General features: G+C 62.8%; 24 protein-coding genes. 1 reads left to right on the forward strand and 23 read right to left on the reverse strand.

Annotation, left to right across the window (positions count from 1 at the left end):
• Nucleotides 1–15 precede the first annotated feature (15 nt).
• Genes D4Q51_RS15175 through D4Q51_RS15185 form a run of 3 tightly spaced genes read right to left on the reverse strand, consistent with a single transcriptional unit; the run spans nt 16 to nt 3,546 of the window.
• Nucleotides 16–1,395 (reverse strand): sensor histidine kinase, encoded by a 1,380-nt coding sequence (locus tag D4Q51_RS15175; protein WP_120078651.1) that lies wholly within the window; start codon nt 1,393–1,395, stop codon nt 16–18.
• Nucleotides 1,396–1,399: 4 nt separating this feature from the next.
• The gene (locus D4Q51_RS15180; RefSeq protein ID WP_120078652.1) at nt 1,400–2,371 is read right to left on the reverse strand and encodes a hypothetical protein; all 972 of its coding nucleotides are present in this window, start codon (nt 2,369–2,371) and stop codon (nt 1,400–1,402) included.
• 23 nt (nt 2,372–2,394) lie between these two features.
• Nucleotides 2,395–3,546 (reverse strand): hypothetical protein, encoded by a 1,152-nt coding sequence (locus D4Q51_RS15185; RefSeq protein ID WP_120078653.1) that lies wholly within the window; start codon nt 3,544–3,546, stop codon nt 2,395–2,397.
• 165 nt (nt 3,547–3,711) lie between these two features.
• Between D4Q51_RS15185 and D4Q51_RS15190 the strand changes: the two genes are divergently transcribed.
• Nucleotides 3,712–6,279: a coiled-coil domain-containing protein gene (locus D4Q51_RS15190; RefSeq protein WP_120078654.1), complete on the forward strand. Its 2,568-nt coding sequence runs from the start codon at nt 3,712–3,714 to the stop codon at nt 6,277–6,279.
• 7 nt (nt 6,280–6,286) lie between these two features.
• Here D4Q51_RS15190 and D4Q51_RS15195 read toward each other — a convergent pair whose 3' ends face one another.
• From D4Q51_RS15195 to D4Q51_RS15280, 20 genes are read right to left on the reverse strand one after another with little or no spacing between them, the layout of a single operon-like run.
• Nucleotides 6,287–6,568 carry a DUF1467 family protein gene (locus D4Q51_RS15195; protein WP_120078655.1) on the reverse strand — a complete coding sequence of 94 codons (282 nt, stop codon included), beginning with the start codon at nt 6,566–6,568 and terminating at the stop codon, nt 6,287–6,289.
• 3 nt (nt 6,569–6,571) lie between these two features.
• The gene (locus D4Q51_RS15200; RefSeq protein ID WP_120078656.1) at nt 6,572–8,221 is read right to left on the reverse strand and encodes a ribonuclease J; all 1,650 of its coding nucleotides are present in this window, start codon (nt 8,219–8,221) and stop codon (nt 6,572–6,574) included.
• Nucleotides 8,218–8,997 carry a type III pantothenate kinase gene (locus D4Q51_RS15205; protein ID WP_120078657.1) on the reverse strand — a complete coding sequence of 260 codons (780 nt, stop codon included), beginning with the start codon at nt 8,995–8,997 and terminating at the stop codon, nt 8,218–8,220. Before D4Q51_RS15205 ends, D4Q51_RS15200 begins: the two co-directional genes overlap by 4 nt.
• Nucleotides 8,997–9,722 carry a biotin--[acetyl-CoA-carboxylase] ligase gene (locus D4Q51_RS15210; RefSeq protein WP_240624794.1) on the reverse strand — a complete coding sequence of 242 codons (726 nt, stop codon included), beginning with the start codon at nt 9,720–9,722 and terminating at the stop codon, nt 8,997–8,999. Before D4Q51_RS15210 ends, D4Q51_RS15205 begins: the two co-directional genes overlap by 1 nt.
• A 1-nt stretch (nt 9,723) precedes the next feature.
• Nucleotides 9,724–11,187: an NADH-quinone oxidoreductase subunit NuoN gene (gene nuoN, locus D4Q51_RS15215; protein ID WP_120078658.1), complete on the reverse strand. Its 1,464-nt coding sequence runs from the start codon at nt 11,185–11,187 to the stop codon at nt 9,724–9,726.
• Nucleotides 11,187–12,719 carry an NADH-quinone oxidoreductase subunit M gene (locus D4Q51_RS15220; protein ID WP_120078659.1) on the reverse strand — a complete coding sequence of 511 codons (1,533 nt, stop codon included), beginning with the start codon at nt 12,717–12,719 and terminating at the stop codon, nt 11,187–11,189. The genes nuoN and D4Q51_RS15220 overlap by 1 nt, the downstream gene beginning before the upstream one ends.
• Nucleotides 12,719–14,776 carry an NADH-quinone oxidoreductase subunit L gene (gene nuoL / locus D4Q51_RS15225; RefSeq protein ID WP_120078660.1) on the reverse strand — a complete coding sequence of 686 codons (2,058 nt, stop codon included), beginning with the start codon at nt 14,774–14,776 and terminating at the stop codon, nt 12,719–12,721. The genes D4Q51_RS15220 and nuoL overlap by 1 nt, the downstream gene beginning before the upstream one ends.
• A gap of 3 nt (nt 14,777–14,779) precedes the next feature.
• Entirely contained in the window at nt 14,780–15,085 is a 306-nt protein-coding gene (nuoK, locus tag D4Q51_RS15230; protein ID WP_120078661.1) for an NADH-quinone oxidoreductase subunit NuoK, read from the reverse strand.
• A complete protein-coding gene (locus D4Q51_RS15235; RefSeq protein WP_120078662.1) occupies nt 15,082–15,705 on the reverse strand; it encodes an NADH-quinone oxidoreductase subunit J in 624 nt (207 codons plus the stop codon). The genes nuoK and D4Q51_RS15235 overlap by 4 nt, the downstream gene beginning before the upstream one ends.
• Nucleotides 15,706–15,742: 37 nt before the next feature.
• Entirely contained in the window at nt 15,743–16,228 is a 486-nt protein-coding gene (gene nuoI / locus D4Q51_RS15240) for an NADH-quinone oxidoreductase subunit NuoI (RefSeq protein WP_120078663.1), read from the reverse strand.
• The gene (nuoH, locus tag D4Q51_RS15245; protein WP_120078664.1) at nt 16,225–17,277 is read right to left on the reverse strand and encodes an NADH-quinone oxidoreductase subunit NuoH; all 1,053 of its coding nucleotides are present in this window, start codon (nt 17,275–17,277) and stop codon (nt 16,225–16,227) included. Before nuoH ends, nuoI begins: the two co-directional genes overlap by 4 nt.
• On the reverse strand, nt 17,274–19,262 hold the full coding sequence (nuoG, locus tag D4Q51_RS15250; RefSeq protein WP_120078665.1) for an NADH-quinone oxidoreductase subunit NuoG: 1,989 nt from the start codon (nt 19,260–19,262) through the stop codon (nt 17,274–17,276). Before nuoG ends, nuoH begins: the two co-directional genes overlap by 4 nt.
• A complete protein-coding gene (nuoF, locus tag D4Q51_RS15255; protein ID WP_120078666.1) occupies nt 19,262–20,554 on the reverse strand; it encodes an NADH-quinone oxidoreductase subunit NuoF in 1,293 nt (430 codons plus the stop codon). The genes nuoG and nuoF overlap by 1 nt, the downstream gene beginning before the upstream one ends.
• Nucleotides 20,544–20,744 (reverse strand): hypothetical protein, encoded by a 201-nt coding sequence (locus tag D4Q51_RS15260; RefSeq protein ID WP_120078667.1) that lies wholly within the window; start codon nt 20,742–20,744, stop codon nt 20,544–20,546. The genes nuoF and D4Q51_RS15260 overlap by 11 nt, the downstream gene beginning before the upstream one ends.
• Nucleotides 20,741–20,890 carry a hypothetical protein gene (locus D4Q51_RS15815; RefSeq protein ID WP_162925357.1) on the reverse strand — a complete coding sequence of 50 codons (150 nt, stop codon included), beginning with the start codon at nt 20,888–20,890 and terminating at the stop codon, nt 20,741–20,743. The genes D4Q51_RS15260 and D4Q51_RS15815 overlap by 4 nt, the downstream gene beginning before the upstream one ends.
• Nucleotides 20,887–21,060: a hypothetical protein gene (locus tag D4Q51_RS15820; RefSeq protein WP_162925358.1), complete on the reverse strand. Its 174-nt coding sequence runs from the start codon at nt 21,058–21,060 to the stop codon at nt 20,887–20,889. The genes D4Q51_RS15815 and D4Q51_RS15820 overlap by 4 nt, the downstream gene beginning before the upstream one ends.
• A 2-nt stretch (nt 21,061–21,062) precedes the next feature.
• Entirely contained in the window at nt 21,063–21,731 is a 669-nt protein-coding gene (nuoE, locus tag D4Q51_RS15265) for an NADH-quinone oxidoreductase subunit NuoE (protein WP_120078668.1), read from the reverse strand.
• Nucleotides 21,718–21,906, reverse strand: coding sequence for a hypothetical protein (locus tag D4Q51_RS15270; protein ID WP_120078669.1), 189 nt, complete (start codon nt 21,904–21,906; stop codon nt 21,718–21,720). The genes nuoE and D4Q51_RS15270 overlap by 14 nt, the downstream gene beginning before the upstream one ends.
• A complete protein-coding gene (locus D4Q51_RS15275; RefSeq protein ID WP_120078670.1) occupies nt 21,903–23,117 on the reverse strand; it encodes an NADH-quinone oxidoreductase subunit D in 1,215 nt (404 codons plus the stop codon). Before D4Q51_RS15275 ends, D4Q51_RS15270 begins: the two co-directional genes overlap by 4 nt.
• A complete protein-coding gene (locus D4Q51_RS15280) occupies nt 23,114–23,962 on the reverse strand; it encodes an NADH-quinone oxidoreductase subunit C (RefSeq protein ID WP_120078671.1) in 849 nt (282 codons plus the stop codon). Before D4Q51_RS15280 ends, D4Q51_RS15275 begins: the two co-directional genes overlap by 4 nt.
• Between the last annotated feature and the right edge of the window lie 7 nt (nt 23,963–23,969).

Consider the following 23,969-nt stretch of genomic DNA (forward strand, 5'->3'; position numbering starts at 1 on the left):
TCTTTTGCACGATGGCTAGCGCGGTTCCCTGCGCCGCTCCTTGAAGCTGGGCAGCTCCAGCGTGAAGCGCGCACCCTGCCCCTTGGCGCTCTCTACGGTCAGCGAGCCATTCATCGCCTCGGCCAGTCGGCGCGAGATGTAGAGGCCGAGCCCCGAGCCGCCGTCGCCGCTGCGACCGAGGCGCTCGAACTTGGCAAAAGCTTTCTTCTGTTCGTCCTCGTCCAGTCCCTCGCCCTGGTCGGCGACGGTAATGCGGGCACGCTCACCCACCTGCTCGGTTCGTATCCAGACTTCCCCGCCTTCCGGCGAATGCCGGATGGCGTTGCCGACGAGGTTCAACAAGACCTGTAATACCCGGCGGAACTCGCCCACGGCAGGAACGCTGTCGGCCGACTTGGGTGCATCCAGCGTGATGCCGCGCTCGCCTGCCCGCACACCGAGGATGCCAACTGCGCGCTGCGCCACGTCGGCGAGATCGATGGTGTCGGGCGCGGTTTCGAATTGTTCGTCCTCCACCAGTTCCAGCGTGGTCAGATCGTCGATCAGTGCCAGTAGGTGTTCGCCCGCCGAGGCAATGTCGGCGGCATAATTGCTGTATTCTTCCGCCAGGGGACCGGCCAGCTGCGTGCGGATGGTTTCGGCATTGGCGATGATGCGGCTGACCGGCTGGCGCAGGACAGGGGCGATATCGCGCCCGATCCCGCTCGTTCGATCAGTGCTGCGCTCGGACTTCGGCGGCTTTTCCGCTTCAACCTTCTGCGGCACCAGATAAAGCTCGAAGCCCGCGCTTCCCGCCTGTGGTTTTCCCAGCGGAACGAGATGCACGTTCCATCGGCGGTCGGAGCCGGGAATGTCGACAGAGGCCCCGTCGAGCAAGCGCCAGTGAAGGGGCTGGTGATGGGCAGTCCGCCCCGGCGCGACGAAATTCGTCCATGCTTCGCCGATGCCGGAGCGCATCTGGTTCACCAAGTCGGCAAGATCATCGGCCGCGCCCTCTACGCTCAGAAGTTCCTGCGACGGACCTAGCTGGGCGCTCAATCCCGCGATCTGGCGTATAAGGGCGTGCTTTTCGCGCGATGCGTCCGCTTGCGCGATGGGTCGAAGGGGTTCCGCCTGCCAATCGGCAATGGCGATCCTCGCGCCGTCGCCATCCGGCTTCACTTCGACCCAGGCCGTCACCTGCTCGCTCTCGTCCTGCGCACGGATTACCCGCGCAAGGCTAAGGCCGTAGACGCGCGCCTTCCTTACCAGTTCGATGAGCGCGGGCGTGATGAGAGCGCCCGGCAGTTCCCCGCCAGCGCGCATGTGGAAGCCCGCCAGCGGCTCATCGGCTTCGATCAGGCGGTCCTGCCCGTCGGTGCGCGCATGCGCGATGATGGGTGATGCGGCGGCCATGGGCTCAATGCGCCGTTCCGGACGCTGCCGCGCTCAACAGGTCTGCCGCCCGATCGGCACGCAGCGTATCGAAACCCTCGGGAAGCGAAATGTCCGGGTGCAGGTAGAGAAACTGCTCCTCCACCGCACTCTGACCAAGGCCGGCGGCCCGCAGCGAAATGGCAAGCCTCGCGCAATGGTTCTCGCCGAGGGAGAGGACGACAACGTCGCGCTCCTGCTCGCAGGCCATCGCCAGCGCTGTCGAGAAGAGTGAAAGCCCGGCGTGGTCTATCGACAGTGCACGACTGGCTTTCGACCCCATGGCCAACACCAGTCTTGTCATCCTGCCGATGCGTCGCTCGGCTTCGTCGAAATTTTCGCGGAGCCGGTCACAAACCGTCTTTGCCTGACCGTCAAGTTCACCTTGCGATCTCTTCAGCGCCTTGGTGGCTGCGTGGAACAACTCCGCTGGCAACTCTTCAAGGGGAAGTTCCATTCGCCGGACTTTCCGCATGAAGCGGGCCTGTGCCGCGACCACACCCATCGCAGCGGCCGCAAGAGCCTCGTCACTCGATGCTGCCAGTTCCTGCATAAGCGGCGACAGCACCGGGTCGATACCGCTGCGCGCGTTCAGCCGATCGGCCAGTTGCGCTTCGATCGCAAGTGCATGCGCGTGTCCAAGGAACGCCGCGTCTTCCAGCAAAGTGCCTGCCAGCGCATCCTCGCGATCCGTCACAAAGGCGTTGCGGTCTTCGGCCTCGATTTCCGCGGCAAGTTCGAACAGCATTTGCCGGGCGAGGTGCAGCATTATCCCGCGGATGCGGGCGATAACCTCGTCGCTGAATAGCGCATGGTCGTCGTTGGCAAGCAGGTGGCGCAGGATCGGGCGCGCCGTGGACAGGATCACATCGCCCTGCGCCAGTTCGCCCCGCAGCATGTCCTCGACGGATTGTGCGTAAGGGCCTGCGGATGAAGAGTCGTTCATACGTTCGGCCATAGTGCAGCTTGGTTAAACCCGCGTTAGCTTCGTGGCGGAATGATGTTGGCGAAAAGCACCAGCAATCCTGCGAGCATGATGGCAAGTTCAGGCGACGCAAGTGAGGCAACGATGGCCAGAAAGCCGCCAATCACCATCCTGTCGCGCAGCGGCTCGAGCCATGCCGGCAGCCCGCGCCTGTCCAGCAGCAGCAACGCCGAGCCAAGAACGAGTGGCGGGAAAACGCTTCGATGCGCGAGGCTGTCGATGGCAAGAATACCCAGCGCAAGAAGAGCCGCATCAACGGCATAGCCTAGCCAGGGCCAGTGTCGCAATTTCCCGAAAGGTGCGACCGCAAGGGCTCCTAGTGCGAGAAAGAATTCGACCACCGGCACACTCAGAGCAATCAGCGCAAAACCGAGGACGGGCCGCTCGTAAAGCCCTGATGCAATGCCGCCCCCTAGCATCAGTCCGGCCAGCACAAGCAATCCGGACCGGATGTATGGCAAATCCAGAAGGCGCCTTGTCGGTCCGGTGGCCAGAAACCGGGCGATCCAGCGAGATAACCTTGCGGGCGAAGTCTCTCGCAAATGCCTGCGTTGCCACGCGAGAGTTTGCGCTGCTGCCGCTTCCGGCGTAGAAACCAGCGTCCACCCGCCGTTGTCCAGCGCGTCATCCGCAAGGCGCGCCTCTGGCAAGCGGTGCTGCAGGGCAATCCGCAGCAGGGCGCCATGCGGAGCGATATCCTCCGGCAAATCAGCCAGCTTCCCCAGCAGGTGCCCCGGAACCGTCATCGACCCTGCCCATGCACGATCGAGGTCCACGCGCTCGAACCCGGCGCTGGCCCCCGGGCCTGCCGAAACGACGAGGATCCGGTCTCCTTCGGCGCGCAGCAATTCCAGCGCGACGCGGGATTCGGGTAACAAACCCGGCTGCAGGACCATCAGGCTGTCATCGTCGCGAATGATGCCGGGCAGCGCATGGGCGCTCGATATGACATGGTATTTCAGGCCCATACGCTCGGCAGCGTGGCGCAGTTCAATGCCTTCGGGCGATGCCCCGTTGCCGAACGCTGTGACGCTCTTGCAGCCTGCCTCGCGCGCGAACAGCAATTGCCGGTGCGCGATGGTCTTGCCGGCGACTTTGGGCGAAGGCCCCTCACCCGGCTGCGGTATCGCGATCAGCGCGGCGCGCATGGGGTGTCGTTCGTGGTCGGCATGGGGCCTAGCTAGGGCGCATGCGCCCCACTGCCAAGATGGCGAAGCGAGCCTGCGGACAAAATGACCGCCGTGTGCGCTACGCGGTGGGTTTTAACCATTTCCCCTGCTCCCAAGGCGTTTACGGTGTGTTAAGGACACGAAATGAGCCGCAGACAGAACCTTGTGACGGGGCAGGACGATACTGCCCGGGATACCTTTGACGAAACCCCGGTAGACCGGGAGGAAGCCTACGAAACCTCTCAAGAACAGGCTTTCGAGGAAGAACATTGGGAAGATGAGCCGGCCAGACCGAAGGCGACCTGGCTCGCACCGGCGCTCACCATAGGGGCGGCGGTAGTCTGGACGGCGTTCTTCGGGTGGGTGCATCACCGGGAAATTCTGGCAGGCGCTACGCCGGAGCGCTGGATTGAATGGATCGTGCAATGGTCGGTGCCACTGGTCCTGCTCGCGGGTCTCTATCTCATCGGCATGCGGAACAGTCGCCGAGAGGCGAATCGCTTCACTGATGCGGCACGCGCGCTGGCGGACGAGTCGGCCCGCCTGGAAAGCCGTCTGCTGGTGGTTAACCGCGAACTCGCCCTCGCCCGCGATTTCATCGAAGCGCAATCACGCGATCTCGAAAGCCTCGGTCGTATCGCGGCGGAGCGTCTTTCGACCAACGCTGATCGTCTTCAGGACCTTATTCGCGACAATTCAGCCCAAGTGGAGAACATCGGCAACGTCAGCGATTCGGCCGTTTCCAACATGGAGCGGCTCCGCGACCAGTTGCCGGTCCTCACCAATTCGGCGCGTGACCTCAATAACCAGTTGGGCAACGCCGGCAACAATGCTCAGGAACAGGTTGATGGACTGATCGCTTCGTTCGAGCGTCTGAACGGCTTTCAGGAAACAGGGGAAGCCCATGTCGCGAAGATTGGAGCGAAGGTCGAGGACACGCTTGCCGCGTTCGAGGATCAGCTGGCAAAGCTGGGCGAACTGGCCGGTCAGAGGTTTGACCGCCTGCGAGCAAACAGCGACGAATTCCGCCGCCAGCTCGACAACGACGAAGAACGCGTTTTCGATGCGATCGCCACCCGCTCCGAAGCGCTGGCCAAGCAGTTGCAGGATGATGCGGATGCCATGCACGAGCGGGAGGCTGCTGCGGCAACCGCAATGCGCGAACGCCTTGCTGCCCTTCGCCTGGAGGGCGAGAAACTGGTTGGCGGCCTCGACACCGGCCAGTCCGCGGCCATCAAGCGCTGGTCCGATGCGATCTCCGCGCTCGAAGATCGCATGAAGCAGGTCCTCGAAGGCGTGGTGAGGCTGGACGAGTCCGCCATGACCAACGCACGCATGCGGCTCGTTGCCCTGAACGACGAAGCCGCGAAAGTGGACCAGCGTCTTGGCGATGCGATGGACGCATTCCAGGCTGATTTCGAAAAGCGTCGCCAGGCATATGCCACGGCGCAGGAAGAGGCGCTTTCCGCACTTGCCGCGCGCATCGCCCAATTCGACAGCGAATTGAGCGAACGGCAAGAGGAACATCTTGCTCACGTCGCCGGTCTGGCCGAGCGCGGCGAAGCACTGGCGGGACGGTTGGTCACGCTGGACGAGCGCCTCGTCAACCTCAGGTCGCAAACCGATGACACGCAGGACAAGGTGGTTGCCGCGACAGAAGCCCTCTCCGATCGTCTGTCGCAGAGCCGCGCCGTTCTCGACGAAAGCGGGCAGTTCATTACGCGCCTCACCGATGACAGCGTTCGCTTGTTGGAAATCATCCGTTCCAGCGCCGATCATTCCGAAGGCGCACTGTCCAGCGCCGTTGCCGGTGCGGAAAACCGTCTGAACACCTTCGGCGCGACCGCGCGTGAGCTGCATGGCCTGATCCAGGATGCGGAAACGCGCGGGGCCAAACTTGCAGACCAGTTGGCGCAAACCCGCGAAACCGGCAGTGCCTCGCTGGAACAGATGGGTGACCTGGAAAGCCAGCTCGGCAAGGTCAGCAGCGAAGCGGAAAGGCTGGCAGAGCGCACGTCGCGCGAGCTTCGAGACGCCATCGACATGCTGACCAAGGCATCGACAGAAGTGCTCGAAAACCTGCGCGGGGAACAGGCGCAGGGCGTTGCGAACATGGCGGAAGAGCTTGCAGAAGCCAGTCGCGAGCAACTCGCTTCTGCGATGCGCCGCCATGCGGAAGAGACTATCGCAGAGCTGGAAAAAGCGACCTCACGCGCCGATACGGCGGGACGCCAAACCGCCGAGCAACTGCGTGAACAACTCGAGCAGGTAAACGAACTCGCAGCCAACCTTGAAGGCCGCGTGCGATATGCGCGCGAACGGGCCGAGGAGCAGATCAACAACGACTTCTCGCGTCGAATGGCCCTGATCACGGAAGCGCTCAATTCCAGCGCCATCGACATTGCCAAGGCCTTCGACAACGATATCGGCGACACGCAATGGGCGCATTATCTGCGCGGCGATCGCGGTATCTTCACGCGGCGCGCGGTGAAGCTGCTCGACAACAACGAGGCGCGTCAGGTGAGCGCCGTCTATTCCGAAGACGCGGAATTCCGCGAAACGGTAAACCGCTACATCCACGATTTCGAGGCGATGCTGCGGGGCGTGCTGTCGACAAGGGATGGCAACGCCATGGCCGTCACCCTGCTCTCAAGCGACATGGGCAAGCTCTACGTTGCGCTGGCACAGGCGATAGACCGCCTGCGCGACTAACAGAGACTTACTCCGGCGGCGGGCTAAGCTGGCCGAGCAGGTCGATATCCTGCACCGTGATCCAGCCTTGCGAGTAATTGGCGACGAAGAAAGCTGTCAGCACGGCCGCCAGTATCGTCGCCCGCATGCTCAACCGGCCCGGCCGGAAATTGACCGGCGCGCTGTCCGCCTGTCCGGGCACCAGCCTGTCGCCCGTTTCGTCCGGAGTTCGGAGGCCGAATGGCAGCAGGACGAAAGCGCTCATTACCCAGAACAGGGCGTAGATTGCGATGATCGAAGTTATCTGCACGGGTTACTCGCCTGCGATTATCACGCGCGTCTGCGGTTTCTTTCCTGACCAGCGCTGCGCCGCCCGGCGGGCTGCGAGGCGGGCCGCTTCGAGCACTTCCTCCCGGTCTTCCCGTCGGCGGCCCTTCAACTTATGGATGCCTGCAAGAACGTCGGCTTCGGCCTCCTCGACGAATTCCTCGTAATCTTCATCGAGCGGCAGTCCGATGCCTTCAACGTGCACGCCGCCCGTTTGGTCGAGAATGACGATCAGAAGGCCGTCGCGCGAAAGGCGCCGGCGCATTGTCACAGCGTCCCCATCGGCTGGCACAATGATATCGCCGTCCAGCACCAGCCTGCCGGTTCGCACTTCCGCGATCTTGCCCGGCGCGCCTGGAGCTAGTCGCACGATATCGCCGTTTTTCTGGAAGACACTGTGCGCAATTCCGGAGGCCCGACCGAGGCGTGCCTGCTCCTGCATGTGGCGCACTTCGCCATGCACCGGGACAAGCACATCGGGACGCAGCCAGCCATACAGCGCCTCGAGTTCGGGGCGTCCCGGGTGGCCGGAAACGTGGATTTCGCTCTGCCGGTCCGTGACCATGATGATGCCGCGCTCGGCCAGCTGGTTCTGCACCCGGCCGATGGCGATATCGTTGCCGGGGATCACGCGACTGGAAAAAAGAATCACGTCGCCCTCGTCGAGCCCAATGGGATGGCTATCATCGGCGATACGCGAGAGTGCAGCGCGTGGCTCACCCTGCCCGCCCGTCGCGATGATCATCACTTCGCCGCGGGGCAGTCCCATGGCGGTGTCGAAATCCACCGTGTCGGGGAAATCGTCGAGGTAGCCGTTGGCGCTGCCAACCTCGATCATCCGGTCGAGCGAGCGACCCGCGACACACAGTTGCCGCCCGGTTCGTTGCGCCACGGCACCCAATGTCTTCAGGCGCGCCACGTTGGAGGCGAAAGTCGTGACCAACACGCGTTTGCCGCGATGTTTCTGCACCTCTTCCAGCAGGCCCGCGTAAACCGCACCCTCGCTGCCCGACGGGACAGGATTGAAGACGTTCGTGGAGTCGCAGACGAGAGCCAGCACGCCCTGGTCGCCGATGGCCGTCAGTTCTTCCTCGGTCGCGGGGGTGCCGATCTGGGGGTCGTCATCCAGCTTCCAGTCGCCGGTGTGGAATACGCGGCCAAAGGGGGTGTCGATCAGCAGCGCATTCCCCTCCGCAATCGAGTGGGCAAGCGGGATGTAGGTGATCGAGAACGGGCCGAGTTCGAATTCGCCGTGGTCTTCCTCGATCACGTGCAATTCCACTTCGCGGGTCAACCCCGCCTCGTCCAGCTTGCGCACGATGAGATCGGCGGTGAAAGGCGTCGCATAGAGCGGCACGCCAAGGTCTGCCGCGAAATAGGGGATCGCGCCGATATGATCCTCGTGCGCGTGGGTGAGCACGATGCCGAGCAGATCCTTCGCACGTTCCTCGATGAATTCGGGGTCGGCGAACATCAGTTCGGTGCCGGGATATTCGGCCTGGCCGAAGCTCATCCCAAGGTCCACCATCAGCCACTTGCCCTGGCATCCGTAGAGATTGACGTTCATGCCAATCTCGCCCGATCCCCCCAGGGCCAGGAACAGCAATTCGTCTTGCGGGGTAAAATCTTTCTTCATGTCGCTCCAGCGCGCTCGGCCAGGATTTGCAGGCCGCGAATGGTAAGGTCGGCGTCAATCACGTCGAATATGTCGGTTTTCTGGTCGAACAGGATGGCAAGTCCCCCGGTCGCCACCACTTTCACCGGGCGGCCGATTTCCGCTTTCATGCGCTCTATCAGCCCCTCCATCATCGCCACATACCCCCAAAAGACCCCGATCAGCATCTGGTCTTCGGTGTTGCGGCCGATCACGCTGGACGTCTTCGGCGCAGCGATGGCGATGCGCGGAAGCTTCGCGGTCTTGCCTACGAGTGCATCAAGCGAAAGATTGATGCCGGGCGCGATGATGCCGCCCTTGTAGGCACCGTTGAAGTCCACCGCCTCGAACTTCGTCGCCGTGCCGAAATCGACCACGATCATGTCTCCGCCCACCATCTCATGCGCGGCGATGCAATTGAGTGCGCGGTCTGCGCCAAGCGTGTGGGGCTGCTCGACGTCGATCTCGAAATTCCACGCCGCCTTGCCCTGCCCGGCGATCAGCGGCTCGATGCCGAAATACTTCGAGGCCAGCACCGTAAGGTTGTGATCGGCACGCGGCACGACGGAGCCGAAGATAATGCTGGTCACTTCGCCTCGTTCGATCCCCTCCATCGAAAGCAGTTGCAGCAGCCAGGTGGCGTATTCGTCCCCCGTGCGACGACCATCAGTGGCGATGCGCCAGCGCGCGCGAATGTCCTTGCCCTCGAAAAGGGCGAAAACGACATTCGTATTGCCGACATCGACTGCGAGCAGCATCAGCGTTCCTCCAGCGTTACATCGCCTGCGTGGACAATATGTGTGGTGCCATCGGGCAGGCGCAAGCGTAGCGCTCCATCGTCCGTCAGGCCATCGTAGGTACCGGACAGCACGCTTCCGCCTGCATCGTGGACCGACAGCGGCGTACCGGGCTTGTGCGCGGCGGCTTTCCAGCGGTTGGTGATCGGCCCTGCCCCGAATTCGCGCCACCGCTGCAATTCCGTCGCGAACTGCGCGGAGAGTGCGCTTGCGAATGCATCGCGAGCCGGGGCTGGCCCACTATCCGAGAGCGACCTCACCTTCCTGTCCGTGATTTCCGGCGCTGCGGCAAGGTTTACACCGATGCCGATCACAGCATGGCCACGCTCGCATTCGAGCAAGAGCCCGCAGAACTTTGCGCAATCAAGCAAGACATCGTTCGGCCATTTGAGCATGAGCGCCGAAGGATTGGCCAGCAGCGGTAGCACCGTTTCGTAAACCGCCAGTGCAGCCACGAAGCTGAGCGTGCCGGGCGACGGATCGCGGTCGTGCAGCCGCACCACGGTGGAGCCCATAAAGTTGCCCGGCGCGTCGATCCAGCTTCTACCCTGCCGCCCCCGCCCCGCAGTCTGACGATCAGCTACAAGCCAGTAACCTTCCCGCACCAGCTCGCTCGCCGAGAGACGCGCGAGGAGATCGGCATTGGTGCTGCCGGTTTCGGGAACGGTCTCTATCTGCGGGGACACATCAGAACGCGACGGCGAGCGAGGCTGCTGCCATGTCTGCAAGGCCGCCCAGCCAGCCCGTCAGCAGGTAGCCCAGTGGCGACACCAGTACGCCGCAGATCAACAGCAGCGCCCAGTGCGGCGCATCGCCCTTGCCCGTCACCGTTCCGGCAGGCTCATCGAAGAACATCACCTTGACGATCTTGATGTAGTAGAACGCGCCGATCACCGAAGCGGCGATCCCGATTGCAGCGAGCACGATCAGGTCTGCCTGAACCGCAGCCTGGAACACCACGAACTTGCCCCAGAAGCCGAACAGCGGCGGAATGCCTGCAAGGCTGAACATCAGCGCCATCAGCGCCCATGCAAGGGCCGGACGGGTGGTGGAAAGCCCGGCAAGGTCGGAAATGCCTTCCACCGGGTTGCCCTCGGCATCGCGCATCAGCAGCACGGCAACGAAGCTGCCGACCGTCATCACGACGTAGATCGCGAGGTAGACCATCATGGCGCTGGCACCGGCCAGTGTGCCGGTGGCCAGGCCGATCAGGATGAAGCCCACGTTGTTAATGCTGGAATAGGCAAGCAGGCGCTTGACGTTCTGCTGGCCGATCGCACCCAGCGCGCCGATCACGATGGAGAGCAGCGCGGCAAAGATCACGATCTGCTGCCAGGCAAGCGACTGGCTGCCGAACGCTTCGAGCGAAACACGGGCAAGCAGCGCGATAGCCGCGACCTTGGGCGCGCTGGCGAAGAACATCGTTACCGGCGTGGGTGCGCCTTCGTAAACGTCGGGCGTCCACATGTGGAACGGCGCGGCGCTGATCTTGAAAGCGAGGCCCGCCAGCACGAACGTGAGGCCGAACAACTGGCCGGTCGACAGGCCATCCGAAACCGCAACAGCAATGCCACCGAAATTCGTGGTGCCGGCAAAGCCGTATGTCAGGCTCATGCCGAACAGCAGAATGCCCGAGGCAAGGCCGCCCAGCACGAAGTACTTGAGGCCCGCTTCCGCGCTTCGCTCGTCATCGCGCAGGATCGCGGCGAGAACGTAGGCAGCGAGCGAATTGAGTTCGAGACCGATGTAGAGCGTGATGAGATCGGCCGCCGACACCATGATGCTCATGCCGAGAGTGGCGAACAGCACCAGGATCGGGAACTCGGCCCGCATGGCGCCAAGGCGCTCGAAGAAACGCGGGGCCACGATCAAGGCCGCACCGGCGGCAGCGAAGATCATCAGCTTGGCGAGCCCGGCAAAGGCATCGGCACGGAACTGTCCGCCAAAGGCGAGCGTATCGGGGCCGGACCATCCGCCGCAGACCGCGGGAGCGACGAGTGCGAAGGCTCCGCCCAAAGCAATAGTGGCGGCAATTGAGATGACGCGCGCGCCCTTGTCACCACCCCAGGCGGCGACCAGCAGCAGGAGCAGGCCGGATACGCCGAGAATGATCTCCGGCGCGATCAGCGAGAGGGAAACGGCATAGTCCATCAGTGTGCCCCCCCTTCGGCATGCTCTTCTTCGGCGGGCAGACCTTCGCCCATGGCGAGGTTTGCATCGCCTTCAGGAGCGGCAGCGGCAAGACGGGCATCGAGCACTTCGATATCGGCACGCATGGGAGCAAGGAAACTTTCCGGATAGACGCCCATCCACAGCACTGCGGCGGCAATCGGGCCAAGCAGCAGGTATTCGCGAACGGTCAGGTCAGGCATGGCCGCGGCATCGGCGTTCTTCTGTTCGCCGAAGCAGATGCGACGATAGAGATAGAGCATGTAGGCAGCGCCCAGGATGATGCCGGTCGTGCAGACGAAGGCGACCCAGCTGTTGGCCTGGTAGATGCCGGCCAGAGCGAGGAACTCGCCCACGAAGTTGCTGGTGCCCGGCAGGCCAACGGCAGCCATGGTGAACAGCATGAACAGCACGGCGTAGGCCGGCATGTTGATGCTGAGGCCGCCATAACGCGAAATCTCGCGGGTATGCAGGCGATCGTAAATGATGCCGACGCACAGGAACAGCGCGCCCGAGACAAGGCCGTGGCCCAGCATCACCATCATCGCGCCTTCGAGGCCCTGCACGTTGAACGCGAACAGGCCCACCGTCACGATAGCCATGTGCGCGACAGACGAATAGGCGATCAGCTTCTTCATGTCGGCCTGCACCAGGGCGATCAGGCTGGTGACGACCACAGCGACCATCGACAGGCCCCAGACCAGCCAACCGAAATCGGCACTCGCATCGGGGAACATCGGCAGGCTGAAGCGAATAAAGCCGTAGCCGCCAAGCTTGAGCAACACGCCCGCCAGGATGACTGAGCCTGCGGTCGGCGCCTGCACGTGGGCATCGGGGAGCCAGGTGTGGACCGGCCACATCGGCATCTTGACCGCGAAGCTGGCGAAGAAGGCCAGCCACAGCCAGGTCTGCGCTTCCACCGGGAAGTCGTATTCCATCAGGTACGGAATGTATGTGGTGCCCGCTGCATTCACCATCCACAGCATCGCGATCAGCATCAGCACCGAGCCGAGCAGTGTGTAGAGGAAGAACTTGTAGGCAGCGTAAATGCGGTTCTGCCCGCCCCACACGCCGATGATAAGGTACATCGGGATGAGGCCAGCCTCGAAGAAGATGTAGAACAGGAAGATGTCCTGCGCGGCGAACACGCCGATCATCAGAACTTCCATCAGCAGGAAGGCGGCCATGTATTCGCCCACCCGCTTGGTGATCGCTTCCCAGCTTGCTCCGATGCAGATCGGCATCAGGAATACACTGAGCATGATCAGCATCAGCGCGATGCCGTCAATGCCTAGGGCATAGGCAAAGCCATCAAACAGCTCGTTGTATTCGGTGAACTGCCACTGCGCGCCGCCGATATCGTAATTTGCCCACAGCACCACGCCCAGCGCGAGGTTGATGAGCGTCGCCACCAGCGCGACCATGCGCGCAGGCTTCGCATCGAGGAACAGGCAGGCAATGGCCCCGACCAGCGGCACCGCCAGCATGACGGAAAGGATAGGAAAGCCGCCCATCAGAACAGCACCCAGGTGATTGCGGCGACAAGGCCTAGCAGCATGATCAGGGCGTAACTCGTAAGATAACCGGACTGGACATTCTTCGCAAAGCCGCTGCCGCGATCGACCACCCAGGCAACGCCGTTGGGGCCGAAGCGGTCAATCGTGCCCTCGTCGCCCTTCTTCCAGAAGACGCGGCCGAGCCAGAAGGCGGGTTTCACGAAGATGAGATTGTAGAGTTCGTCGAAGTACCACTTGTTGAAGACGAAGTTGTAGATCGGGCCGAGCTGCTCCGTGGTCTGCCGCGGGAGGTCCGGGCGGCGGATATAGGCCAGCCAGGCTCCGAACAGACCGAGCAACATCACTACCAGCGCCGAGTACTTCACCCAGTAGGGAACCTCGTGCATCGCGTGCATCAATTCGGCGTTGTAGGCGATGGAGCCATCCCAGAACTCTGCGCTGTCGAGGAACGACTCGGCAAAGAACTGACCGGCGAAAATTGCACCCAGCGAGAGAACGCCCAGCGGCACAAGCATCGTCCAAGGGCTCTCGTGCGGATGATAACCACCGGTTCCATCGCCATGGTCCGGATTGGGGACGGCATGGGTCACGTCGTGGCCAGCGTCTTCCTGCGCTGCGGGATTGTGCTCGTCCGGCTCGTCATGGCCGTGATGGACGGCGTGCTGGATGTGCTCGCTCTCGATCCAGCGCGGCTTGCCCCAGAAGGTGAGGAACATCAGGCGCCAAGAATAGAAGCTGGTTAGTAGCGCCGCAAACACGCCAACCCAGAACGCCCCGGTGCCATTGCCACCAGCGGCATAAGACACCTCGAGAATGGCATCCTTCGACCAGAAGCCGGCAAAGCCTGCGCCGAGGTGATAGATACCGACGCCCGTGATCGCCAGCGTGCCGAACATCATCGCCCAGAACGTGAACGGGATTTCCTTACGCAGGCCGCCGTAATAGCGCATGTCCTGCTCGTGGTGCATCGCGTGGATGACCGAGCCCGCGCCGAGGAACAACAGCGCCTTGAAGAAGGCGTGGGTGAACAGGTGGAACATGGCGGCGCCGTATGCGCCCACGCCAGCGGCAAAGAACATGTATCCCAGCTGCGAGCAGGTGGAATAGGCGATCACGCGCTTGATGTCCCACTGCGTCGTGCCGATGGTGGCGGCGAACAGGCAGGTTGCCGCACCGACCGTCGTCACCACGGCCAGCGCGACAGGCGCGGCCTCGAACATCGGCGACAGGCGGCAGACCATGAACACACCTGCGGTCACCATGGTGGCGGCATGGATCAGCGCGGAGACCGGCGTTGGGCCTTCCATCGCATCGGGCAGCCAAGTGTGCAGGCCAAGCTGTGCGGACTTGCCCATCGCGCCCACGAAAAGCAGCAGGCAAAGGATCGTCATCGTATCCCAGCGCGCGCCCATGAAAGTGATCGAGCTACCCGCCATCGCGGGTGCGGCATCGAGGATTTCAGGGATGCTGGTGGTCTGGAACACCAGGAAGGTGCCGAAGATACCCAGCATGAATCCAAGGTCGCCCACGCGGTTGACCACGAAGGCCTTGATCGCGGCGGCATTGGCGCTGGGCTTCTTGTACCAGAACCCGATCAGCAGGTAGCTGGCGAGGCCTACGCCTTCCCAACCGAAGAACATCTGCACCAGGTTGTTCGCCGTCACCAGCATCAGCATGGCGAAGGTGAACAGCGACAGGTAGGCGAAGAACCGGCTCTGGTCCGGGTCCTCGTCCATGTAGCCCCAGCTGTAGAGGTGTACGAGCGCGGATACGGTGGTGATCACCACCAGCATCACGGCCGTCAGTGTATCGACCCGCAGTGCCCAGTCGAACGTCATCGCGCCCGATTGCACCCAGGTCATGACCGGGGTCACGCTCGCCTCGGCATTGCCGGCAATGAACGACAGGAAGATCGGCCAGCTCAGCGCGCAGGCCAGGAACAGGCCTGCGGTGGTGACGATCTTTGCCGCGGTGTGGCCAATCCACTTGCCGCCAAGGCCAGCGACAATCGCAGCCAGCAGCGGCGCGAAAACGATGATCAGGATCGAGTTCAAGGTCTATCCCTTCATCCGGTTGACGTCGTCCACCGCAATGGTGCCGCGGTTACGGAAATAGATTACGAGAATGGCGAGGCCGATGGCGGCCTCGGCGGCAGCCACGGTCAGCACGAACATGGCGAAGATCTGGCCCGTCAGATCGCCCAGGTAGGCGCTGAAAGCCACAAGGTTCAGGTTCACCGACAGCAGGATCAGCTCGATCGCCATCAGGATGATGATGATGTTCTTGCGGTTGAGGAAAATCCCCAGCACGCCGATCACGAAGATGATCGAACTCACGACGACATAATGTTCGATACCGATCATAGCTCGACCCCCTGACCGATTTCCGGCTTCACGTTGCGCGTCGCCTCTTCCGGGCGGCGGCGGTTTTGCTTGCCAATGTCCTGCATCCCGCGCGGATTGGTGTTGCCGCGGTGGGTCAGCACGATGGCGCCGATCATGGCGACGAGCAGAATGATGCCCGCCACTTCGAACAGGAACAGATACTGCCCGTACAGCAGCGCGCCGATGCTCTCGATGTTGCTTTCGCCCACAAGCGGCGCGGCGCTGCCATCGGGGGTGCCGAGGTCCAGCGCGCCGGCGCGATAGGCGCCCACGCCCAGCACCAGTTCAGCCAGCAGGATGACGGCCACGGCCACGCCCAGCGGCGCGTTCTTCATGAAGCCCGCGCGCATTTCGGCATAGTCGATGTTGAGCATCATGACGACGAACAGGAACAGCACCGCGACCGCGCCGACGTAGACCACGACCAGCAGCATCGCGAGGAATTCGGCCCCCACGATCACCATCAGGCCCGCCGCATTGAAGAAGGCGAGGATGAGCCAGAGCACCGAGTGCACCGGGTTGCGCGCAAAGATGGTGAACGCCGCGGAGGCGATCATCAATGCGGCAAAAAGGTAGAAAGCGAAGACGGTCAAAGTCAGCCCCTGGGTTTAGCTCTTGGCGAGTCTTGCGGCGCGCTTAACGATACGGCGCATCGGCTTCAAGGTTCGCGGCAATGGCCCGCTCCCACTTGTCCCCGTTCGCCAGCAGTTTTGCCTTGTCGTAGAGCAGTTCCTCGCGGGTTTCGGTCGCGTATTCAAAGTTCGGCCCCTCCACCACGGCATCCACCGGGCAGGCTTCCTGGCAGAAGCCGCAGTAGATGCACTTGGTCATGTCGATGTCGTAGCGCGTGGTGCGGCGGCTGCCGTCCGAACGCGGCTCGCTCTCGATGGTGATCGCCTGCGCGGGGCACACGGCCTCGCACAGCTTGCAGGCAATGCAGCGTTCTTCGCCGTTCGGATAGCGGCGCAGCGCGTGCTCACCCCGGAAACGCGGGCTGAGAGCGTTCTTCTCGAACGGATAGTTGATCGTCACCTTGGGCTTGAAGAAATACTTCAGCGTAAGGGCGTGCGCCTTCACGAATTCCCACAGGGTGAACGACTTGATGAGATGGGCGACGCTCATGCGGCACCTCCATAGCGGGTCAGCATCAGCCAACCGGAAATCAGGAAAACGAACACCAGGCTGAGCGGCAGGAACACCTTCCAGCCAAGGCGCATCAGCTGGTCGTAGCGGTAGCGCGGAACGGTCGCCATCACCCAGCTGAACATGAAGAAGAAGAAGAACGTCTTCGCGAAGAACCAGATGAAGCCCGGCACTGCGTAGAGCGGCTCCCAGTCCACCGGCGGCAGCCAGCCACCGAAGAACAGCAGCGTGTTGAGCGCGCACATCAGCAGGATGTTGGCGTACTCACCCAGCCAGAACAGCGCGAAGGCCATCGAGCTGTATTCGGTTTGGTAACCGGCCACCAGCTCGCTTTCCGCTTCGGTCAGGTCGAACGGCACGCGCTGCGTTTCCGCCAGCGCGGAGATGAAGAACATCACCCACATCGGGAAGAGCAGGATGTTGAACCAGTAGCCGTTGACGATGCCGAGCCCGTGTCCGCGCTGCGCCTCGACAATGCCGGTCAGGTTGAACGTGCCGGCATAGAGCACCACGCAAACGAGAATGAAGCCGATCGAGACTTCATACGAGATCATCTGCGCGGCGGCGCGCATGGCGGAGAAGAAGGGATACTTCGAGTTCGATGCCCAGCCCGCCATCGTCACGCCGTATACCGACAGAGACGAGATCGCCAGGATGTAGAGCAGGCCGACGTTGATATCCGCCAGCACCACGCCCGCATCGAACGGGATCACCGCCCAGGCGAGCAGCGCCACGGTGAAAGTGATGATCGGCGCAAGGATGAAAATGCCCTTGTTGGACGCCGAGGGGATGATCGTTTCCTGCAAGAACACCTTCAGGCCGTCCGCAAAACTTTGCAGGATGCCGAAGGGGCCGACAACGTTGGGGCCTCGGCGCAGGTTGATCGCTGCCCAAATTTTGCGGTCGCAATAGATGACGATGGCCACGGCCAGCATCAGCGGGAAAGCGATCAGCAACACACCCGCAAGAGAGGCGACGAAGAACGCCCAGCCTGCGTCCATGCCCAGCGAGATGAAGAAGTCGGTCATTCCGCGGCCTCCTTGATCTCGTCACCGTGAAGCAGTTCGTCCGAACAGCGCTGCATCACCACGCTGGCGCGCGCGATGGGATTGGTGAGGTAGAAGTCCTTGATCGGGTAGCCGATCGTGCCGCTGGCGCTCGAGCCATCGGTCGATGCGGGCATCACCCCGTAATCGGCCAGGCCCTCCACGCCCAGCGCGGGCACTTCGGCAGCCATGGCGGCGCGAAGCTCGTCGAAGCTGTCGAAGCCAACGGAAACGCCCAGCGCATCGGCCAGTGCGCGCAGGATCGTCCAGTCCTCGCGCGCATCGCCGGGAGCGAACACGGCCTTATCGGACATCTGCACGCGGCCCTCCGTGTTGACGTAGGTGCCGGCCTTTTCCGTGTAGGCGGAGGCGGGCAGGATAATGTCGGCAGCGTGTGCGCCCTTGTCACCGTGGTGGCCGATGTAGACTTTCAGCGAGCCATCGAATTGGCTCCAGTCCACTTCGTCCGCGCCCAGCGCCAGCACCACCTTGGGCTTGGCCGACGCGAGATCGGCAATGCCGCCCTTGCTGGCAAAGCCCAGCATCAGCGCGCCCATGCGGGCAGCCGCAGTGTGCAGAGCGTTGAAGGTTGCGCCCAGCGAACTGGCAGCTGCCATCGCCGCTCCGTGCGCACCGGCGGCAAAGCCGCCAGCGCCGAGGATGACGGCGGTGTTGTCCTTGCCATCAAAAGCATCGCGAACGTGCTGCGGCAGCTTGGCAAGGACGGATGCGTCGTCGCCAAGGAACTCTGCCGGATAGGTGGTATCCCACTCGGGGCCGACCACGAACACCTTGGCTCCGCGCTTCACGGCCTTGCGCAGGCGCACGTTGATAAGCGGGGCTTCCCAGCGAACCTGACTGCCGACGATCAGCACGGCCTGTGCTTCCTCGATCCCGGCAAAGGTGCTGTTGAAGTTGACCGCCGCGAGGTTGGACACGTCGTAGTCCATGCCGGTCTGGCGGCTTTCCATCAGGTTGGAACCGCTCGCCTTCAGCAGGGCCTTGGCCGCGAACATCGTTTCGCAGTCGAGCAGGTCGCCAGCGACGGCGGCGATGCTTTTGCCCGGCTTGGCGGCGGCGATTTTCTTGAAGGCGTCTTCCCACGAAGCGGCTTCGAGTTTCCCGCGCTTGCGGATCCACACCTTGTCGAGACGGCGGCGTACAAGGCCGTCGACCTGATAACGCGCCTTGTCGGAAATCCACTCCTCGTTCACATCATCGTTGATGCGCGGCAGGACGCGGAGCACTTCGCGACCGCGGCTGTCGATCCGGATGTTGGAGCCGACGGCGTCGGACACGTCGATGCCCAGCGTCTTCTTCAGCTCCCAAGGGCGGCTTTCGTAAGCATAGGGGCCGCTGGTGAGCGCGCCGACCGGACACAGGTCGATCACGTTGGCCGACAGCTCGTGTTTCGCCGCCTGCTCGAGGTAGGTGGTGATCTGCATGTCCTCGCCGCGATAGAGTGCGCCGATTTCGTCCACCCCGGCGATCTCCTCGGAGAAGCGGACGCAGCGGGTGCAGTGGATGCAGCGGGTCATGATCGTCTTGATCAGCGGGCCCATGTACTTCTCGGTCACCGCGCGCTTGTTCTCGTGATAGCGCGTCGCCCCGCGACCATAGGCCATGGCCTGGTCCTGCAGGTCGCATTCGCCGCCCTGATCGCAGATCGGGCAATCGAGCGGGTGGTTGATCAGCAGGAATTCCATCACGCCTTCGCGCGCGGTCTTCACCATCTCGCTGTCGGTGCGGATTTCCTGGCCCTCGGTGGCGGGCAGCGCGCAACTCGCCTGCGGCTTGGGCGGCCCCGGCTTCACTTCCACCAGACACATGCGGCAGTTGCCCGCGATGCTCAGGCGCTCGTGATAGCAGAAACGCGGGATTTCCTTGCCTGCGAGTTCACAGGCCTGAAGGACGGTCGCGCCGTCCGGAACCTCGATTTCCTGTCCGTCTACTTTGACTTTAGGCATTATTCAGCAGCCTCTGGCATGGCATTTTCACGCGCGGCAATGCGGCGCTCGAGTTCGGGGCGGAAGTGCTTGAGCAGGCCTTGGATAGGCCATGCGGCGGCATCGCCCAAGGCGCAGATCGTGTGGCCTTCCACCTGCTTGGTGACTTCGTAGAGCATGTCGATTTCACGCGGGCTGCTCTCGCCAACGCGCAGCCGTTCCATCACGCGCCACATCCAGCCCGTGCCTTCACGGCAGGGGGTGCACTGGCCGCAGCTTTCGTGCTTGTAGAAATAGCTGATGCGGCTGATGGCGCGCACGATGTCGGTGGACTTGTCCATCACGATCACGCCCGCCGTGCCGAGGCCGGAGCCCAGTTCCTTCAGCCCGTCGAAATCCATGTGCGCATTGCGGATCTGCTCACCGGGCACCAGCGGTACGGACGAACCACCGGGGATCACGGCCAGCAGGTTGTCCCACCCGCCGCGAATGCCGCCGCAGTGCTTGTCGATCAGCTCCTCGAAGGTGATGCTCATCGCTTCTTCGACGACGCACGGATTGTTCACGTGGCCGCTGATCTGGAAGAGCTTGGTGCCCTTGTTGTTCTCGCGCCCGAAGCTGGCGAACCATTCGCCGCCGCGACGCAGGATGGTGGGCACCACCGCGATCGACTCAACGTTGTTCACCGTGGTCGGGCAGCCGTAGAGGCCCGCGCCGGCCGGGAACGGCGGCTTCAGGCGGGGCTGGCCCTTCTTGCCTTCGAGGCTCTCGATCATCGCGGTTTCTTCCCCGCAGATGTAAGCGCCCGCGCCGCGGTGCATGAACACGTCGAAATCGTAGCCAGAACCGCTGGCGTTCTTGCCGATCAGCCCTGCGTCGTAGGCCTCGTCGATCGCGGCCTGGAGCGTTTCGGCCTCGCGGATGTATTCGCCGCGAATGTAGATGTAGGCCGCCCTCGCCCGCATGGCGAAACCGGCGACCAGCGCGCCTTCGATAAGCTTGTGCGGATCGTGGCGAATGATCTCGCGATCCTTGCACGAACCCGGCTCGGATTCATCGGCGTTGATGACCAGGAAGGACGGGCGACCGTCCTTGCTCTCTTTGGGCATGAAGGACCACTTCATCCCGGTGGGGAAGCCCGCGCCGCCGCGACCGCGCAGGCCCGAGGCCTTGATCTCGTCGATGATCGAGTCCTGCCCCTTGGCGATCAGGTCTTTCGTATTGTCCCAGTCACCACGCTTCTGCGCGGCTTTCAGCCCCCAGTCCTGGAAGCCATAGACGTTGGTGAAGATGCGATCCTTGTCAGCCAGCATCTTTGTCTCCTGTCGGCGTTTTCGCCAGCAACAAGGCGAAGACCAGCAAGGCCACTCCGCCGAAAATCATCAAACCATCGCCCAGCGTATCCATGCCGAGCCAAATCAGAACGCCGCCCACGATGAAGCCGAGGCTTCCGGCAGCAAGGCCGACGCGGGAAATCTGGCGCAGGACGAGCTTGTCGATCATGCGCCCAGCCCTCCGCCGAACACCCACACCGCAACCGCCGCCAGGATCACCACCAGCGCAACGGTTTTCACGATGCCTTTCAACACCTTCCACGCCAGAGCGATCAGCACGACGGCGATGAGGATGGGGATGATCTGCTCGATCATTCGGCATCCTCCGCAGCGGAACCGCGCTTCTTCTTCAGGCCGAAGAAGACGAGAAAGACGATACCCAACGCCAGGAACGACGAGCCACGCGAACCCTCGCCGCCGATGAAGTTACCGGCAGCGATGAACAGGAACACCAGCCCGAGGATGCCAAAGACGTTGAGCCCCATGATTACCACTCGCTCCGGTAATCGTGGTTGGCGTCGACCATTTCCTTGAGGCTAGTCGGACCGCCAGCAGGTTCGCTCGTGTGGCGACCCGGCTCTTGCGTGCCGGTCTTGGGCTGCTCGCCCGCGGCCAGCGCGTCGAGGACCTTGTCGAGCCGCTCTGCGGTCAGGTCTTCATAGTTGTCGTCGTTGATCTGCACCATCGGCGCAGTGGCGCAGTTGCCCATGCACTCCACCTCGGTGAAGGACCAAAGGCCATCGTCGGAGACGTGGCCTGCCTTCATGCCGCGCTTCTTGCACGCTTCGATCAGGTCGTCCGACCCGCGCAGCATGCACGGCGTGGTGCCGCAGACTTGAACGTGGAATTTGCCCACGGGTTCGAGGTTATACATGGTGTAGAAGGTCGCCACCTCGAGCACGCGGATCACCGGCATGTCGAGGTAGTCGGCGATGTATTCCATCACCGGCAGCGGCAGCCAGCCTTGCGTCTGCGTTTCCTCGCCAACTTGGCGCTGGGCCAGGTCGAGCAGCGGCATCACCGCGCTTTTCTGGCGGCCTTCGGGATACTTCTTGATGTGCCAGTCGGCCTTTTCACGGTTGGCATCCGTGAAAGTCCAACCTCCCCACTGCGCGCGCAGTTCGGGGGTGTCGGCAGCGATCTTACGAGCGGCCATGTGCCAGCCTCCGTTCCAGATAACGGCCCGCATAGAGGCCGATCACCGCGGCAAAGGCGGTGGAAAGCACTTCCTTCAGGCTCGCTTCGCCGTGAAACGCCGCGAGATACGCGGCAACAGCCGAAGCAAACGCCGCGAACGCGGCGACGAAGATGAAGAGTTCGCGCCAGATCACCGGTCACACTCCCCGAACACCACGTCGATCGCCCCGAGAATGGCGGTCGCATCCGGCAGCATGTGGCCCTTCGACATGAAGTCCATCGCCTGCAGGTGCGAGAACGCCGTCGGGCGAATCTTGCAGCGGTAGGGTTTGTTCGACCCGTCGCTGACCAGATAGACGCCGAATTCGCCCTTGGGGCTTTCGGTTGCGACGTAGACTTCGCCAGCGGGCACGTGGAAGCCCTCGGTATAGAGCTTGAAGTGGTGGATCAGCGCTTCCATCGACTGCTTCATTTCGGCGCGCTTGGGCGGCGAGACCTTGCGGTCTTCGGAAGCAATCGGGCCTTCGGGCATTTCCGCCAGGCACTGCTTGATGATCTTGGCGCTCTCGTAAACTTCCTTCACGCGCACCATGAAGCGATCGTAGCAGTCCGAGTTCGTGCCGACGGGAATTTCGAAGTCCATCCGGTCATACACGTCGTAGGGCTGCGATTTGCGCAGGTCCCACGGAATGCCGGCAGCGCGGATCATCGGGCCGGAGAAGCCCCATTTCACCGCATCTTCCTTGCTGACAACGGCGATATCGACGTTGCGCTGCTTGAAGATGCGGTTGTCGGTGACAAGACTCATCGCGTCGCCGAACAGTTCGGGCAGGCGCCCGTCCACCCAGTCGCCGATATCGGTCAGCAGCTTAAGCGGCACGTCCTGGTGCACGCCGCCGGGACGGAACCATGCAGAGTGCATGCGGGCGCCGGACGCACGTTCGAAGAAGTTCAAGCAATCCTCACGGAGCTCGAAAACCCACAGATTCGGCGTCATCGCGCCCACGTCCATCACGTGCGCGCCGATGTTGAGCATGTGGTTGCAGATGCGGGTCAGCTCGGCGAACAGCACGCGCAGGTACTGGGCGCGCTCGGGCACCTCGACATTCAGCAGCTTCTCGATGGCGAGGACGTAGCTGTATTCCTGCGCCAGCGGCGAACAGTAGTCGAGCCGGTCGAAGTACGGCAGGGCCTGCAGGTAGGTCTTGTATTCGATCAGCTTTTCGGTGCCGCGATGCAGCAGGCCGACGTGCGGATCGATACGCTCGATGATCTCGCCGTCCAGCTCCATCACCATGCGCAGCACGCCGTGCGCCGCGGGGTGCTGCGGGCCGAAGTTGATGGTGTAGTTCGAGATTTCCTCGCCTTCGGTGGTCGGCGATTGCTCGTAAGTGAGACCGCTCATTCCTTGTCCTCCGGCTTGGTCGCGCCCTTGGTATCGTGCACGTCACCCTCGCTCGCCTTGCGGTCGGGCTGGTCCTCGGTGGTTTCGGGCGCCTCGGTGTCGATACCGGTGTCCTCCTCGGCAGGAGCACCCGCGCTCACCTTTTCCTCGGCCTTTTCATCGGCCTTGGCACCGGCGCCGGTGTCGCTGGGCTTTTCCGTGACCTTCGGGTCGTCGACCGGCGGCACGTCCGCCTTTTCGTCACCGGGCAGCACGTAGTCCGCGCCTTCCCATGGGGAGGTGAAGTCGAAGCTGCGGAAATCCTGCGCGAGTTCGACAGGCTCGTACACCACGCGCTTCTCCTCTTCGGAATAGCGCAGCTCGGTGTAGCCCGTCAGCGGGAAGTCCTTCCGGAAGGGATGCCCCTCGAAGCCGTAGTCCGTCAGGATGCGGCGCAGGTCCGTGTTCCCGTCGAACATGACGCCATACATGTCGAACACTTCGCGTTCGAGCCACCCGGCGACTGGCCACAGCGTGGTGACGGTGGGCACAGGCGTTGCTTCGTCGGTCGAAACCTTCACCATGACGCGGTGGTTCTTGGTGAGACTGAGCAGCATGTAGACGACTTCGAACCGCTCGGGACGGCTCGGATAGTCGGCCCCGGCGATTTCCATCAGCTGCTGGTAGGCATGCTCGTCACGCAGCAGGCGCAGGGCATCTTCGATGCTCTCGCGCTTCACCGTGATCACGATCTCACCGAATTCCTCGATGCTGTCGACCACCATGGAGCCGAGCGCGGCGCACAGGGCATCGCGCACACCTTCGTTGGTGGCATAGCGCGGGGCGGAATGCAGGACTTTTGCCATCAGCTTG

Origin of the sequence: Aurantiacibacter odishensis (genome assembly GCF_003605195.1) — a bacterium.
Taxonomy (GTDB): domain Bacteria; phylum Pseudomonadota; class Alphaproteobacteria; order Sphingomonadales; family Sphingomonadaceae; genus Alteraurantiacibacter; species Alteraurantiacibacter odishensis.

Coding starts and splice junctions, on each gene's coding strand:
- nuoN (WP_120078658.1), bottom strand. CDS start 11,187: ATGGACTATGCCGTTTCCCTCTCGCTGATCGCGCCGGAGATCATTCTC.
- D4Q51_RS15180 (WP_120078652.1), bottom strand. CDS start 2,371: ATGGCCGAACGTATGAACGACTCTTCATCCGCAGGCCCTTACGCACAA.
- nuoF (WP_120078666.1), bottom strand. CDS start 20,554: ATGCTGGCTGACAAGGATCGCATCTTCACCAACGTCTATGGCTTCCAG.
- nuoK (WP_120078661.1), bottom strand. CDS start 15,085: ATGATCGGTATCGAACATTATGTCGTCGTGAGTTCGATCATCTTCGTG.
- D4Q51_RS15220 (WP_120078659.1), bottom strand. CDS start 12,719: ATGGGCGGCTTTCCTATCCTTTCCGTCATGCTGGCGGTGCCGCTGGTC.
- D4Q51_RS15175 (WP_120078651.1), bottom strand. CDS start 1,395: ATGGCCGCCGCATCACCCATCATCGCGCATGCGCGCACCGACGGGCAG.
- D4Q51_RS15190 (WP_120078654.1), top strand. CDS start 3,712: ATGAGCCGCAGACAGAACCTTGTGACGGGGCAGGACGATACTGCCCGG.
- D4Q51_RS15820 (WP_162925358.1), bottom strand. CDS start 21,060: ATGGGGCTCAACGTCTTTGGCATCCTCGGGCTGGTGTTCCTGTTCATC.
- D4Q51_RS15275 (WP_120078670.1), bottom strand. CDS start 23,117: ATGAGCGGTCTCACTTACGAGCAATCGCCGACCACCGAAGGCGAGGAA.
- D4Q51_RS15280 (WP_120078671.1), bottom strand. CDS start 23,962: ATGGCAAAAGTCCTGCATTCCGCCCCGCGCTATGCCACCAACGAAGGT.
- D4Q51_RS15815 (WP_162925357.1), bottom strand. CDS start 20,890: ATGATCGAGCAGATCATCCCCATCCTCATCGCCGTCGTGCTGATCGCT.
- D4Q51_RS15260 (WP_120078667.1), bottom strand. CDS start 20,744: ATGATCGACAAGCTCGTCCTGCGCCAGATTTCCCGCGTCGGCCTTGCT.
- nuoG (WP_120078665.1), bottom strand. CDS start 19,262: ATGCCTAAAGTCAAAGTAGACGGACAGGAAATCGAGGTTCCGGACGGC.
- nuoH (WP_120078664.1), bottom strand. CDS start 17,277: ATGACCGACTTCTTCATCTCGCTGGGCATGGACGCAGGCTGGGCGTTC.
- D4Q51_RS15200 (WP_120078656.1), bottom strand. CDS start 8,221: ATGAAGAAAGATTTTACCCCGCAAGACGAATTGCTGTTCCTGGCCCTG.
- nuoE (WP_120078668.1), bottom strand. CDS start 21,731: ATGGCCGCTCGTAAGATCGCTGCCGACACCCCCGAACTGCGCGCGCAG.
- D4Q51_RS15205 (WP_120078657.1), bottom strand. CDS start 8,997: ATGCTGCTCGCAGTCGATGTCGGCAATACGAATGTCGTTTTCGCCCTT.
- nuoI (WP_120078663.1), bottom strand. CDS start 16,228: ATGAGCGTCGCCCATCTCATCAAGTCGTTCACCCTGTGGGAATTCGTG.
- D4Q51_RS15185 (WP_120078653.1), bottom strand. CDS start 3,546: ATGCGCGCCGCGCTGATCGCGATACCGCAGCCGGGTGAGGGGCCTTCG.